This window comes from Variovorax sp. PBL-E5 (assembly GCF_901827185.1).
Taxonomy (GTDB): Bacteria; Pseudomonadota; Gammaproteobacteria; order Burkholderiales; family Burkholderiaceae_C; genus Variovorax.
The window spans coordinates 4625727-4639689 of the sequence record NZ_LR594671.1 but is presented as its reverse complement, the minus strand read 5'-3'; the positions used below and the strand labels follow the sequence as shown (position 1 = coordinate 4639689).

The window sequence follows — 13963 nt, the reverse complement described above, 5'->3', positions numbered from 1 at the left end:
GGCTGGCCCACTTCGTGTGGCCGCCCAACCCCCTTTCAGGGGGCGCTGCCTGCGGCCTGGCGAAGCTGGTTCCGCGGCCGCTCCCCGAAAAGGCCGACGCCACTCTGAGGCTCACTTCCTGACCACAGCGTAGCGCTGCAGGGTGCGCTCGCGCGCTTCGGCGTGGTCGACGATGGGGTTTGGATAGTTCTCGCCCAAGATCACGCCGGCCGCCTGCAGTTCGACCGGGCTGGCCGTCCACGGCGCATGGATCACCGCATCGGACAGCTTCGCCAGCTGCGGCAGGTAGCGGCGGATGAACTTGCCCTCCGGGTCGAAGCGCTGGCTTTGCGTGACGGGATTGAAGATCCTGAAATAGGGCTGGGCATCGCAGCCGCTCGAGCTGGCCCATTGCCAGCCGCCGTTGTTGGACGACAGCTCGAAGTCGTTGAGGTGCTGGGCGAAATAGCGCTCGCCGCGCCGCCAGTCGAGGCCCAGATCCTTGCAGAGAAAGCTCGCGACCACCATGCGCAGCCGGTTGTGCATGTAGCCGCTCTGGTTGATCTGCGCCATCGCGGCGTCGACCAGCGGGTAGCCGGTCTCGCCCTTGCACCAGGCCTCGAACAGCAGGTCCGCGTGCTTGCCGTGGTGCCACTGGATCTTGTCGTACTCGGGGCGGAAGCTGTGCGACCCATCTTTGGACGCGACGTGCGGACGGTGGGCCAGGATCTGAAAGTAGAAATCGCGCCAGATCAACTCGCCGAGCCAGGTGGCCGCGCCTTCGTCGCCACGCTGCGCCAGCCGGTGGGCGGCGCCTGCGAGCTGGCGAATCGAGACGGTGCCGAAGCGCAGGTGCACGCTCAGGTAGCTCGGACCGCGCACCGCGGGAAAATCGCGCACCGCCCGGTAGCGCTCGATGCGCTGCAGGAAGTCGTCGAACAGCGCCGCGCCACCCTGGCTGCCGGTCGGGATGTCGAGCTCGGCCAGATTGCTCTTCTCGAAGCCGAGGTTCGCGAGCGTCGGCACCGGTGCGTGGAATTTCTCGGGCACCGGGCCCAGCGCGTCGGCATGGCCGCGCACGGGATAGGGCTTCAGGTAGAAATCGTCCACCTTGGCCAGCCAGGCCCGCTTGTAGGGCGTGAAGACGGTGTACGGCTGACCGGTCTGGGTCAGCACCTCGTCGCGCTCGAAGATGGCCTGGTCCTTGTACGCATGGAAGGCGATGCCCGCATTCGCAAGCGCGCCGAACACCTGGGCATCGCGCGCGATCGCCTCCGGCTCGTCGTCGCGGTTGGCGAACACCGCCTGCACCTCGAGCGCATGCGCCAGCTCGGCGATCTCGTCCTGCGCCACCGCGTGGCGCACCAGCAGCCCGCTGCCCAGCGCTTGCAGCTCGGCGTCGAGTTCCACCAGCGATTCCCGGATGAATTCGACCCGGCGGTCCACCCGCGGCAGCGGATCGAGGATGGCGCGGTCGAACACGAAAACGCAGACCACCTGCCGGCACTTGCGCAGCGCGTGGTAGAGCGCTGCGTTGTCGTCCACGCGCAGGTCGCGGCGAAACCACATCAGCCCCTTGGGATAGGTTTTGTCGACGGCCAGTAAAATCGGTGGCATGGCTTCCGATTCTGCCCCGATGAACCTCACGCATCACTTCCTGATCGCGATGCCGGGGATGGAGGACGCAGCCTTCAGCCGCAGCGTGGTCTACCTCTGCGAGCACAGCGAGCGCGGCGCGCTCGGCCTGGTGATCAACAAGCCCAGTGACATCAACCTCAAGGTGCTGTTCGAGAAGATCGAGCTGCACCTCTCGCGCCCCGAGCTGGGCAGCGCGCCCGTGTTCCAGGGGGGCCCGGTTCAGACCGAGCGCGGCTTCGTGCTGCACGAGCCCGTGTTCGCGGACGGCGACAAGCCGAACGAATCCGTGTACGCCTCGACCATGACCATTCCCGGCGGCCTCGAGATGACCACCTCCAAGGACGTGTTGGAAGCCCTGGCCACCGGCGCCGGGCCGCGCAAGGTGCTGGTGTCGCTCGGCTACTCGGCCTGGGGCGAGGGGCAGCTCGAATCCGAACTCGCCGAGAACAGCTGGCTCACGGTGGCGGCCGATCTGGCGGTGATCTTCGATACGCCGATCGAGCAGCGCTACGACAAGGCGCTGTCTTTGCTGGGCTTGGAAGCATGGAAGCTTTCCCCGGACGCGGGGCACGCATGAGTGCTTTGGCAATGCCAGACCGCGCCGACCCTTCCGTTCCCGTTCCATCCCATTTCCAAAGCTTCCTGGCCTTCGACTACGGCCAGAAGCGCACCGGCGTCGCCAGCGGCAACCGGCTGCTCGGGACTGCGACGCCGCAGGCCACCATCCGGGCCGAAGGCGACGCGCGCTTCGCGCAGGTCGAGGCGCGCATCCGCGAATGGCAGCCCGATGCGCTGGTGGTCGGCGTTCCCTTCCATCCCGACGGCGCGCCGCACGACAACACCCGCGCGGCGCAGCGCTTCGCGCGGCAGCTGAAAGGGCGCTTTCGTCTTCCGGTCTACGAGGTCGACGAGCGCTACAGCACGACCGAGGCACTCGCCGCGGGCGCGCGCGATGCCGATGCCGCATCGGCCTGCATCATCCTGGAGCAGTTCTTGAGGAGCCTGCCGTGACATCCATCCCCGACGCCGAAGCGCTGTACATCGAGCTGCTGCGCGGCGTGAAACCCCTGATGCGCCGTGACACGCGGCTGGTCGGCATCACCTCCGGCGGTGCCTGGCTGGTCGAACGGCTGCAAAAGCAGCTCGGCCTCGACGGCCCGCCCGGCGTGATCTCCTCGGCCATGCACCGCGACGACTTCGCGCGCCGCGGCCTGTCCGCCAGCGCGCAGACCACGCTTCCCTTCGACGTCAACGGCGCCGACGTGCTGCTGCTCGACGACGTGCTCTACACCGGCCGCACGATCCGCGCGGTGCTCAACGAGCTGTTCGATTTCGGCCGGCCGGCCTGCGTGCGGCTGGCGGTGCTGGTCGATCGCGGCGGCCGCGAGCTGCCGGTGGCGGCCGACTTCGCGGCCACGAAACTGGCCTTGCCCGATACGCAACTGCTTGCGCTGGCCCGCAGCGAGAGCGGCGCCTTCAGCTTCAAAGTGGAGGACAACACCTGATGCTCTACAAGCGCAACCCGCAGCTCAACCAGAACGGCGAGCTGATCCACCTGCTGTCGATCGAGGGCCTGCCCAAGGACATCGTCAGCCACATCCTCGACACCGCTGCCAACTTCACCAGCGTGAGCGACCGCGAGGTCAAGAAGGTGCCGCTCCTGCGCGGCAAGAGCGTGTTCAACCTGTTCTTCGAGAACTCGACCCGCACGCGCACCACCTTCGAGATCGCGGCCAAGCGGCTGTCGGCCGATGTCATCAACCTCGACATCGCGCGCTCGTCGGCGACCAAGGGCGAGTCGCTGCTCGACACCATCGCCAACCTGAGCGCGATGGCGGCCGACCTGTTCGTGGTGCGCCACAGCGAATCGGGCGCGCCCTACCTGATCGCGCAGCACGTGGCGCCGCACGTGCACGTGGTGAACGCAGGCGACGGGCGGCATTCGCATCCGACGCAGGGCCTGCTCGACATGTACACGATCCGCCACTACAAGAAGGACTTCGCGAACCTCACGGTCGCGATCGTCGGCGACGTGCTGCATTCGCGCGTGGCGCGCTCCGACATCCACGGGCTCACCACGCTCGGCTGCGCCGAGGTGCGCGTGGTCGGTCCGAAGACGCTGGTGCCGGCGGACATGGCGCAGATGGGCGTGCGCGTCTGCCACACGCTGGAGGAGGGCATCCGCGACTGCGACGTGGTCATCATGCTGCGCCTGCAGAACGAGCGCATGAGCGGCGCGCTGCTGCCTTCGTCGCAGGAATTCTTCAAGACCTACGGCCTCACGCCCGAGAAGCTGCAGCTGGCCAAGCCGGATGCGATCGTGATGCATCCCGGGCCGATCAACCGCGGCGTGGAGATCGACTCGGCCGTGGTCGACGGACGGCAGAGCGTGATCCTGCCGCAGGTCACCTTCGGCATCGCCGTGCGCATGGCGGTGATGAGCATCGTCGCCGGAAATGAAGCATAGAGAGCCTGCCCGCTGGAAGAACTGACGCATGAACATTCTCATTTCCAACGGCCGTGTCGTGGATCCGGCCTCCGGCCTCGACCAAACCGGCGACGTGGCCATTGCCGAAGGCAGGATCCTCTCGATCGGCCACACGCCCGCAGATTTCGAGGCCGCGCAGACGATCGATGCCGCGGGCTGCCTGGTCGTGCCCGGCCTCGTCGATCTGGCCGCGCGCCTGCGCGAGCCCGGCTACGAGCACGAGGGCATGCTCGAAAGCGAGATGGCGGCCGCGGTCGCCGGCGGCGTGACCAGCGTGGTCTGCCCGCCCGACACCGACCCGGTGCTCGACGAGCCCGGCCTGGTCGAGATGCTCAAGTTCCGCGCCGAGAAGCTGCAGCGCGCACGCCTGTTCCCGCTCGGTGCGCTGACGCGCGGGCTGGCCGGCGAGGTGCTGACCGAGATGGCCGAGCTCACCGAAGCCGGCTGCATCGGCTTCGGCCAGGCCGATGTGCCGCTCGGCGACACGCAGGTCCTGCAGCGCGCGCTGTTGTACGCCAGCACCTTCGGCTACACCGTGTGGCTGCGTCCGCAGGACCGCGACCTGGGCAAGGGCGTCGCGGCCAGCGGGCCGCTCGCCACGCGGCTCGGCCTCACCGGCATTCCGGCGGCGGCCGAGACGATCGCGATCTTCACCATCGTCGAGCTCATGCGCAGCACCGGCGCGCGCGTGCACCTGTGCCGGCTGTCGAGCGCGGGCGGCGTGGCCCTGGTGCGCGCCGCCAAGGCCGAGGGCCTCCCGCTGAGCTGCGACGTCAGCATCAACTCGCTGCATCTGGCCGATACCGACATCGGCTACTTCGACAGCCGCGCGCGGCTCAACCCGCCGCTGCGCCAGCAGCGCGACCGCGATGCGCTGTCGGCCGGACTGGCCGACGGCACCATCGATGCGCTGGTCTCCGACCACACGCCGGTGGAAGCCGATGCCAAGACGCTGCCCTTTGCCGAGAGCGAGCCCGGCGCCACCGGGCTCGAGCTGCTGTTGCCGCTCGCGCTGCAATGGGGCGAGCGCAGCGGCGCGGGCCTGGCACGCGCGATCGAGGTGGTGAGCGCGGCGCCGGCCAGGCTGCTGGGTGTCGAAGGCATCGGCCGGCTGGTGAAGGGCGGCGTCGCCGACCTCTGCGTGGTCGATCCCGCGATCGAATGGCAGGTCCTGCCCGACGCGTTGCGAAGCCAGGGCAAGCACACGCCTTTCCGCGACTATGCACTGAGCGGACGCGCGCGCTTCACGCTCGTCGGTGGCCGCGTGGTCCACGGCTAGCCGTCGAGGCACGGCGCACGATGCAGGCCTTGTCCGCATGCCTGAAGCTGCTGCGCGCGATCGCGCATGCATTCGGCGGCTGGTGGACCATCCGCTTCACGTTTCCGCACCTGACGCCGGCCGAGCGGAACGCGCGCGTGCAGCAATGGGCAGAGCGCATGCTGGGCCTGATGGGCATTCGGCTCGCGGTGCAGGGAGAGCCGCCCGAGTGCGGGCCGGTGCTGGTGGTGTGCAACCACCTGTCGTGGCTCGACATCCTCGCCATCCATGCGGCACGCCACGTGCGCTTCGTCTCCAAGGCGGGCGTGCGGCACTGGCCGCTGATCGGCACCTTGTCCACCGGCGCCGGCTCGCTCTACATCGAGCGCGAACGCCGCCGCGACGCGATGCGCGTGGTCCATCACATGACCGAGGCGCTGCGCAACGGCGACCTGATCGCCGTGTTTCCCGAGGGCACGACCACCGACGGCCAAGGCCTGCTGCCCTTCCATGCCAACCTGCTGCAGGCCGCGATCTCGGCCGGCGCGCCGGTGCAGCCGGCCGCGCTGCGCTTCGCGGACGCGGCCACCGGCGAGACCAGCCACGCGCCGCGCTACATCGACGACGACAATCTTTTCAGCTCGCTGTGGAACACGCTGAAGGCGCCGCCGCTGCTCGCGATCGTGCGCTTCGGCGAACCGCAGCCCTCGCTGGGCCGCGAGCGCCGCGCCTGGGCAAAGACGCTGCACGAGGACGTGCAGGTGCTGCGGCGCGAGACGAAATAGGGCCGGCTTTCTCCCGCCAAAAAAACAGCGCCCCGAAGGACGCTGTGCAACGGCGCCGAATGACGCCGGGAGGAGGAATCGTGCAAGTGCCCAGCTTAGGCACCCTGCATGCGTCGTCCTTGCCGGATAAGTCAATGCGAGCGCGTGGGCCGCAGCCTACAACCAAGCCCTGCACTCGGCATCGCAGCCCCCGCCGTACGGCCGAAGGAGCGAGTCCCTAGAATCCCCGCATGGCCACCCGCGACCGGATCGTTCCCATCATCGTGGCCTGTCCACTCTTCCTGCAGAACCTGGACACCTCGGTCATGGCGACCGCGCTGCCCAGCATCGCGCGCTCGCTCGACGTGCAGCCGCTGCACCTCAACCTCGCGATCACCTCCTATCTGCTGAGTCTGGCGGTCTTCCTGCCGGCGAGCGGATGGTTCGCGGAGCGATTCGGTGCCCGGCGCGTCTTCTGCTGCGCCATCGCCTTCTTCTCGATCGGCTCGGCGCTGTGCGGTGCCGCACAGTCGCTGCCCGCGCTGGTGCTGTTTCGCATCATCCAGGGCATGGGCGGCGCCTTGATGGTCCCGGTGGGGCGGCTGATCCTGCTGCGCAGCGTGCCGGCTTCGCGCATGGTCGCGGCCATGATCTGGTTCACCGTGCCGCCGGCCATCGGCCGCATGGTCGGACCGCTGTTCGGCGGCGCCATCGTCACCTGGACCTCGTGGCGCTGGATCTTCCTGGTCAATGTGCCTTTCGGGCTGCTCGGCATCGTGCTGGCGCTGCTGTTCATCGACGAGCTGAGCGAGGACGAGACGCCGCAGCCCTTCGACATCGCCGGCTTCGTGCTGCTGGCGCTGGGATTGACCGGCGTGCTCGGCGGGCTGGAGACGGTGGGCAAGTCGCTGGTCGCGGTGTGGGTGACGTGGACCGTGGCCGGTGCGGGCGCGCTGGCGCTGTGCGTGTATCACCTGCGCAGCCACCGCCGGGCCAATCCGCTGATCGATCTCGGCACGCTGCGCTATCCGACCTACTTCGCCTCGATCATCGGCGGCACGCCGCTGCGCATCGCGATCGGCGCCTCGCCCTTCCTGTTGCCGCTGATGCTGCAGCTGGGCTTCGGCCTGTCGGCGCTGGATTCGGGCCTGCTGACGGTGGCCACGGCCATCGGGTCGCTGGCCACACGGACCGTCATGGCGCGCGCGATACGGCTCATCGGCTTTCGCTCGCTGCTGATCGGTGCCACCGCGCTGACCAGCCTGTTCTATGCGAGCTACGGCTTCTTCCGGCCTTCGACGCCGCACCTGCTGATGTTCTGCACCATGATGCTCGGCGGCCTCTTCAATTCGATGGGCATGGTGGCGCTGCAGACGCTGGGCTTCTCGGAGATTCCGAAGCCGTTGATGAGCCATGCGACCGCGCTGTCGAGCATGGCGCAGCAGCTGTCGCTGAGCGTGGGCGTGGTGCTCGGCGCCTCGCTGGTGAGTGCCGCGGCCTGGTGGCACGGCTCCGATTCGACGCACCTCGCGGCGCGCGATTTCTCGCCCGCCTTCGTCGTGGTCGGCGCGATCACGCTGATCTCGCTGGCCTTCTTCGTGCGGCTGGACCGCGAAGAAGGCGCCGACCTGCGCTGAGCCGCGGGTCGATGGGCCGCGCCGTGCAGACATGCACGGCCGAACGGCTCTTTTGATATTATCTCTCGCGATATCAATGACCGCTGTCGCGGGCCGACGCCTGCCGATGCCGACATCCCCATGGACCGCCTGCGCAATTTCGGTTTTCTCGTCAAGGATGTGAGCCGCAGGTATGTGCTGCGCTTCGAGCAGCGGGCCAGCGAGATCTCGCTCACGCTGATGCAGTGCAAGGCGCTCGCCCATCTCGAGCACCATGAGGGCGCGAGCCAGGCCCGGCTCGCCGAGCTCACCGACATCGAGCCGATGACGATGGTGCGCATCCTCGACCGCATGGAAGCCGACAGCCTGCTGGAGCGCCGGCTCGATCCCGCCGACCGGCGCGCGCGCCGCCTCTATCTCACTGACAAGGCCAGGCCCCTGCTCGAGGAGATCTGGCGCCTGGTCGAGCTGACGCGGGCCGAGATGTTCGCCGGTATCGGCAAGCAGGAACGCGAAGCCTTCATGAGCGTGCTGGAGCGGGTGCATGCCAATGCGTCCGCACTCGACGACCGGCCCATCGAGACGGCCGGCACACCGTCGGCGAGCGCGCCGGCAACGAAGCGCGTCGTCCCGGCCCGCGCGCCGCGCACCGGAACGAAATGACGACCATGGATGCATCCGAAGAAGCCGCGCGCGATACGCCGCCACCTCCCGCCCGGGACCGGCGCCGGCGCATGCGGATGGTGCTGATGCTGCTCGGCCCCGTGGTGGTGGTGGTGCTGGCGCTCGGCTTCTACCTCAGCGGCGGCCGCTACGAATCCACCGACGATGCCTACGTGCAGGCGGCGCGCGTCGCGATCAGCGCCAACGTCGCCGGTCGCGTCGTCGAGCTCGATGTGCACGACAACCAGGCTGTCCGCCAGGGCGATGTGCTGTTCCGCCTCGACGACGCGCCGTTCCGCATCGCCGTCGATGAGGCCGCCGCGCAGCTGGCCGCGGCGCGCCTGCAGATCGAGTCGCTCAAGGCCAACTACCGCCAGCGCCAGTCCGAACTCGCATCGGCGCAGGACACCGTGGCCTTCCAGCAGCGCGAATTCCAGCGCCAGCAGCGCCTGATCGCTTCCGGCATCGCTTCGCAGCTGCAGCTCGACCGCGCCTCGCACTCGCTCGACGAGGCACGCGCCCAGGTGGCCGGCGTGCGCCAGCAGATCGGCGCCGTGGTCGCCAACCTCGGCGGCAATCCGGCCATCGCGCCCGAGCGGCATCCGCTGGTGCAGGAGGCGCAGGCCCGGCTCGACAAGGCCCGGCTCAACCTGTCCTATACGGTCGTCAAGGCGCCGGGCGATGGTGTCGTCACGCGCGTCGAGCAGCTGCAGGTGGGCAGCTACATCAACGCCGCGGCACCGGTCTTCGCGCTGGTCTCGACGGGTGACATCTGGGTCGAGGCGAATTTCAAGGAAGACCAGCTCACGCACATGCACGCCGGCCAGAAGGTGAGCGTGGAAGTCGACAGCTATCCGGGCCGGACCTTCGCCGGCACCGTCGCGAGCGTGAGCCCCGGGACCGGCTCGCAGTTCTCGGTGCTGCCGCCCGAGAACGCCACCGGCAACTGGGTCAAAGTGGTGCAGCGGCTGCCGATCCGCGTCGAGCTCGAGCATCCCGATCCGGCCTTCGCGCTGCATGCCGGCCTGAGCGCGACCGTGAGCGTGGACACCGGCCGTCGTCGCCGTCTCTTCGGCGGCGCAGAGGCGGAGCCCGGGAGCGCGAGCGCGTCCAGTCCATGAGCGCCGCTGCCGTCATGGAAGGCCCGACGGCCGGTGCGCCGCACCGCACCCTGATCACGCTCTCGGTCATCCTGGCCTCGATCATGCAGGCGCTCGACAACACGATCGCCAACGTGGCGCTGCCGCGCATCCAGGGCTCGCTGTCGGCGACGCAGGACCAGATGACCTGGGTCCTGACCTCGTACATCATCGCCGCCGCGATCATGACGCCGCTCAGCGGCTGGCTGGCCGGCCAGATCGGGCGCAAGCGCGTGTTCCTGTTCTCGGTCGTCGGCTTCACCATCGCCTCGGCCCTGTGCGGCCTCGCGCAGACGCTCCCCGCGATCGTCATCTCGCGCTTGCTGCAGGGCCTGTGCGGCGCGGCGCTGATCCCGATGTCGCAGGCCGTGCTGCTCGACATCAACCCGCCCGCGCGGCATGCGCGGGCGATGGCGATCTGGGCGATGGCCGTGACTGTCGGGCCGATCCTCGGCCCCGCGCTCGGCGGCTGGCTCACCGAGCACTACAGCTGGCGCTGGGTCTTCTACATCAACGTGCCCTTCGGCATCCTGTCCTTTCTCGGCATCCTGAGCTTCATGCCCGAGACGCCATTGCGCCGCTCGCGCTTCGACTTCTTCGGCTTCGCGGCGCTCAGCGTGGCCATCGGCGCCTTTCAGCTGATGCTCGACCGCGGCCAGATCAAGGACTGGTTCAGTTCGACCGAGATCTGCGTCGAAGCCGTCGTCGCCGGCCTCGCGCTCTATCTGTTCGTGGTGCACATGCTGACGACGGACAGGCCTTCGTTCGTGAGCCCGGTCCTCTTCAAGGATCGCAATTTCCTCACGGGCAACCTGTTCATCTTCGTCGTCGGCGTGGTGCTCTTCGCGACGCTGGCGCTGCTGCCGCCGCTGCTGCAGGACCTGATGAACTACCCGGTGGTGCTGACCGGCCTGGTGACCGCGCCGCGCGGCTTCGGCACCCTGGCGGCGATGTTCATCGTCGGCCGCGTGATGGGCCGAATCGACACGCGCCTGATCATTGCGACGGGCTTCTGCCTCACCGCGTTCTCGCTCTGGCAGATGACGCGCTTCTATCTGCAGATGGACAGCGCGCCGGTCGTGTGGTCGGGGCTGACGCAGGGGCTCGGCACCGGCTTTGTGTACGTGCCGCTGGCGGCGATCACCTTCGCCACCTTGCCCAAGCAGTACCGCAACGAAGGCACCGCGCTGTTCAGCCTGGTGCGCAATGTCGGCAGCAGCGTCGGCATCTCGGTCGTCGAGAGCCTGCTGACCCGCAACACGCAGGCGATGCACTCGCGCCTGGCCGAACAGGTCACGCCGTTCAGCGACATTCTTCATTCGCAGGCGGCGATCTCGACCACCGAGGGCCTCGCCGCGCTCAACCAGATGGTGAGCGGACAGGCCGCGATGATCGCCTACAACAACGACTTCAAGCTGATGATGGTGCTGACGCTGTGCGCCGTTCCGCTGGTCCTGCTGCTGCGCCGGGCGGCGGCGGCGAACAAGGAAGATGCGCCGATGGTGGTCGAATGAACAGGCCGGGATTCACGATCGTCCTCGGGTCGCTGGCCTGCGTTGCGGCCTTGAGCGGATGCGCGGCGGGACCGGACTTCCAGCGCCCCGATCCGCCGCCGGCGCAGCGCTACACCGCCGAACACCTGCAGGTCGAGACGGCGAGCGCAGGCGACGATGCCACGCAGCATGTGCGCTTCGGCGAGCGGCCCGCCGCCGACTGGTGGCGCCTGTTCGGATCGGACGCGCTCGATGCCGTCGTGCAGCGTGCACTGGCGGGCAACCGCACGCTGGCCGCGGCCGCATCGACGCTCGCCCAGGCGCAGGAACTCGCCGCGGCGCAGGCCGGCACGCTCGCGCCGCAGCTCAGCCTCGGCGCGAGCGCAGGCCGGCAGAAATACGGCGCCGAACTGCTGGGCAAGCAAGGAAGCGAGGCGCCTTTCACCTACTTCGCCGTCGGGCCGAGCGTGAGCTACACGCTCGACTACACCGGCGGCGGCGCGCGCTCGGTCGAACAGAGCAGGGCGCTGGCCGCCTACCAGCGCCGGCAGCTCGACGCGGCGCACCTGGCGGTCGCCGGCAATGCCGTCATGCAGGCGCTGCGCATCGCTTCGCTGCGCGCGCAGGTCGCCACCGTCGACGCCATCCTCGCGCAGGACCGCGAGAACCTGAAGCTGGTGCAGACGGCCTTCGACGCGGGCTCGGTCTCGCGCCTGGACATCGTCAGCGCGCAGAGCCAGCTGGCCAGCGACACGACCTTGCTGCCGCCGCTGCGCCAGCAGCTCGGCGTCGCGCGCCATGCGCTGGCCGTCGTGCTCGGGCAGGCGCCCGCGGAGGCCGCGCTGACCGAGCCCGAGCTCGCGCGGCTGACGCTGCCGCGCAGCCTGCCGGTCAGCCTGCCGTCCGAACTCGCACGCCGCCGTCCCGACATCCTCGCGGCCGAGGCGCAGCTGCATGCGGCGACGGCGGCCGTCGGCGTCGCCGATGCCAACCTCTATCCGCACATCACGCTGAGCGCATCGGCCGGCCAGCAGGCCGTCGAGCTGAGCCATCTCTTCGACCGTGCCGGCAGCGTGTGGAGCCTGGCCGGCGGACTCGTCGCGCCGCTCTTCGACGGCGGCACGCTGCGCGCCGAGCAGCGCGCCGCCGTTGATGCGCTGCATGCCAGCACCGCGAACTACGAGCAGACAGTGCTCGTCGCCTTCGGGCAGGTCGCCGATGCGCTGCAGGCGCTCGACGACGGCGCAGGGCTGCTGCAGGCGCAGGCGCATGCGCAGACCGCGGCGGCCGAGAACCTCGACCTGACGCGCAAGAGCTATCACGAAGGCTATGTCGGCGTGCTGCAGGTGCTCGATGCCGAGCGCCTCTATCAGCAGGCGCGTCTGGGCTACGTGCGCGCCGAGGCGCAGCGCTACCTGGACACGGCGCAGCTGTTCCTCGCGCTCGGCGGCGCAGGTCCGGACAGCGGCCCGCAGGTCTCGCCGGGCGAGTGAAGGGCGCGGCCGTTTCGCGGCCCGCGCTCAGATGTGCAGCGCGTGCCCGAGCGCGCGCATCGCCGCTTCCTGCACCGCTTCGCCCAGCGTCGGATGCGCGTGGATGGTGCCGGCCACGTCCTCGAGGCGCGCGCCCATCTCCAGCGATTGCGAAAAGGCTGCAGCGAGTTCGGACACGCCGCGGCCCACGGCCTGCCAGCCCACGATCAGGTGGTTGTCGCGCCGCGCGACCACGCGCACGAAGCCGTCGGTGGCCTCCAGCGTCATCGCGCGGCCGTTGGCCGCGAGCGGGAAGGAGGCGTCGACGCAGTCCATGCCGCTGCGCTGCGCGTCCTCCGGCGTGCGGCCGGCCGTCACGATCTCGGGGTCGGTGAAGCACACCGCGGCGATGGCCGCCGGCTCGAAGCGCCGCGCCTTGCCGGCGACGATCTCGGCCACCATCTCGCCCTGCGCCATCGCGCGGTGTGCGAGCATCGGCTCTCCCGTCACGTCGCCGATGGCCCAGACGTTGCGCATCGAGCTGCGGCATTGCTCGTCGACCTTGATCGCGCGGCCAGCCATGTCCAGCCGCAGCGAGGCCAGGCCGAAGCCTTCGGTGCGCGGGCGCCGGCCCACGGCGACGAGGATCCGGTCGGCCGGCAGCGCGAACTCGTCGGCCTGCGCGCTGCGCACGCGCACGCCGGCATCGCCGCCGCCATCGACCAGTCCCTGCACGCTGCAGCCCAGATGCAGCACCACGCCCAGGCGCTTGAGCGCGGCAACGACCGGTCGCGTCAGCGTCTCGTCGTAGCTCGGCAGCACATGGTCGGCCGCCTCGACCACCGCCACTTCGGCGCCGAGCTTGCGGTAGGCGATGCCCAATTCGAGCCCGATGTAGCCCGCGCCGACCACGACCAGCCGGCGCGGCAGCGTCTGCGGCGCCAGCGCCTCGGTGGAGGAGATCACGGCGCCGCCGAAGGGCATGGACGGCAACTCGACCGGCTCCGAGCCGGTGGCCAGCAGGAGGTGCTCGCAGTGCACGCGAAGGGATTCACCGCCGGCCGTGCGCACGTCGACGGTCTTGCCGTCCACGATCTCGGCCCAGCCCTTGAGGACCTGCACGCCGTTCTTCTTCAGCAGCGTGCCGACGCCGCCGGTCAGGCGGGCGACGATGCCGTCCTTCCATTGCACCGTGCGTGCCAGGTCGATGGTGGGTGATTGCACGCGGATGCCGAGCGCCGAATCACCGGCCCAGTGGCGCGCGTTCTCGAAGGCTTCGGCCGCATGGATCAATGCCTTGGACGGAATGCAGCCGATGTTCAGGCAAGTGCCGCCGAGCGCGCCGCCTTCGACCAGCACGGTGGGCACGCCGAGCTGGCCGGCGCGGATCGCGGCCACGTAGCCGCCGGGGCCGCCGCCGATCACGAGCAGCGTGGTGGATTGGGTCTTCATG

13 protein-coding genes are annotated in these 13963 nt (G+C 69.3%); 11 read left to right on the top strand and 2 right to left on the bottom strand.

Annotated features, from left to right (window positions below):
* Window positions 1–111: 111 nt before the first annotated feature.
* Window positions 112–1596, bottom strand: coding sequence for a cryptochrome/photolyase family protein (locus WDLP6_RS22715; protein ID WP_162594180.1), 1485 nt, complete (start codon window positions 1594–1596; stop codon window positions 112–114).
* Between WDLP6_RS22715 and WDLP6_RS22710 the strand changes: the two genes are divergently transcribed.
* The 11 genes from WDLP6_RS22710 to WDLP6_RS22660 all read left to right on the top strand — a co-directional run bounded on the left by WDLP6_RS22710 (window position 1595) and on the right by WDLP6_RS22660 (window position 12531).
* Window positions 1595–2194, top strand: a complete 600-nt coding sequence (locus WDLP6_RS22710; RefSeq protein WP_162569378.1) for a YqgE/AlgH family protein — start codon at window positions 1595–1597, stop codon at window positions 2192–2194. The two genes, WDLP6_RS22715 and WDLP6_RS22710, sit on opposite strands and share 2 nt — an antisense overlap.
* Complete coding sequence (gene ruvX, locus WDLP6_RS22705) at window positions 2191–2628, top strand: Holliday junction resolvase RuvX (RefSeq protein WP_232077225.1); 438 nt, start codon at window positions 2191–2193, stop codon at window positions 2626–2628. The genes WDLP6_RS22710 and ruvX overlap by 4 nt, the downstream gene beginning before the upstream one ends.
* Window positions 2625–3122 (top strand): bifunctional pyr operon transcriptional regulator/uracil phosphoribosyltransferase PyrR, encoded by a 498-nt coding sequence (pyrR, locus tag WDLP6_RS22700; RefSeq protein WP_162594179.1) that lies wholly within the window; start codon window positions 2625–2627, stop codon window positions 3120–3122. Before ruvX ends, pyrR begins: the two co-directional genes overlap by 4 nt.
* Entirely contained in the window at window positions 3122–4084 is a 963-nt protein-coding gene (locus WDLP6_RS22695; RefSeq protein ID WP_162594178.1) for an aspartate carbamoyltransferase catalytic subunit, read from the top strand. Before pyrR ends, WDLP6_RS22695 begins: the two co-directional genes overlap by 1 nt.
* Window positions 4085–4112: 28 nt before the next feature.
* On the top strand, window positions 4113–5384 hold the full coding sequence (locus WDLP6_RS22690) for a dihydroorotase (protein ID WP_162594177.1): 1272 nt from the start codon (window positions 4113–4115) through the stop codon (window positions 5382–5384).
* Between the two features lie 20 nt (window positions 5385–5404).
* Window positions 5405–6148 carry a lysophospholipid acyltransferase family protein gene (locus WDLP6_RS22685; RefSeq protein WP_162594176.1) on the top strand — a complete coding sequence of 248 codons (744 nt, stop codon included), beginning with the start codon at window positions 5405–5407 and terminating at the stop codon, window positions 6146–6148.
* A gap of 230 nt (window positions 6149–6378) precedes the next feature.
* On the top strand, window positions 6379–7764 hold the full coding sequence (locus tag WDLP6_RS22680; RefSeq protein ID WP_162569372.1) for an MDR family MFS transporter: 1386 nt from the start codon (window positions 6379–6381) through the stop codon (window positions 7762–7764).
* A gap of 120 nt (window positions 7765–7884) precedes the next feature.
* Window positions 7885–8406: a MarR family winged helix-turn-helix transcriptional regulator gene (locus tag WDLP6_RS22675; RefSeq protein ID WP_162594175.1), complete on the top strand. Its 522-nt coding sequence runs from the start codon at window positions 7885–7887 to the stop codon at window positions 8404–8406.
* A 5-nt stretch (window positions 8407–8411) separates the two neighbouring features.
* On the top strand, window positions 8412–9527 hold the full coding sequence (locus WDLP6_RS22670; RefSeq protein WP_197910189.1) for an HlyD family secretion protein: 1116 nt from the start codon (window positions 8412–8414) through the stop codon (window positions 9525–9527).
* Window positions 9524–11059, top strand: a complete 1536-nt coding sequence (locus WDLP6_RS22665; RefSeq protein ID WP_162594173.1) for a DHA2 family efflux MFS transporter permease subunit — start codon at window positions 9524–9526, stop codon at window positions 11057–11059. The genes WDLP6_RS22670 and WDLP6_RS22665 overlap by 4 nt, the downstream gene beginning before the upstream one ends.
* Window positions 11056–12531: an efflux transporter outer membrane subunit gene (locus tag WDLP6_RS22660; RefSeq protein WP_162594172.1), complete on the top strand. Its 1476-nt coding sequence runs from the start codon at window positions 11056–11058 to the stop codon at window positions 12529–12531. The genes WDLP6_RS22665 and WDLP6_RS22660 overlap by 4 nt, the downstream gene beginning before the upstream one ends.
* A gap of 27 nt (window positions 12532–12558) precedes the next feature.
* Here WDLP6_RS22660 and lpdA read toward each other — a convergent pair whose 3' ends face one another.
* The gene (gene lpdA / locus WDLP6_RS22655; protein WP_162594171.1) at window positions 12559–13962 is read right to left on the bottom strand and encodes a dihydrolipoyl dehydrogenase; all 1404 of its coding nucleotides are present in this window, start codon (window positions 13960–13962) and stop codon (window positions 12559–12561) included.
* Window position 13963: the final 1 nt, after the last annotated feature.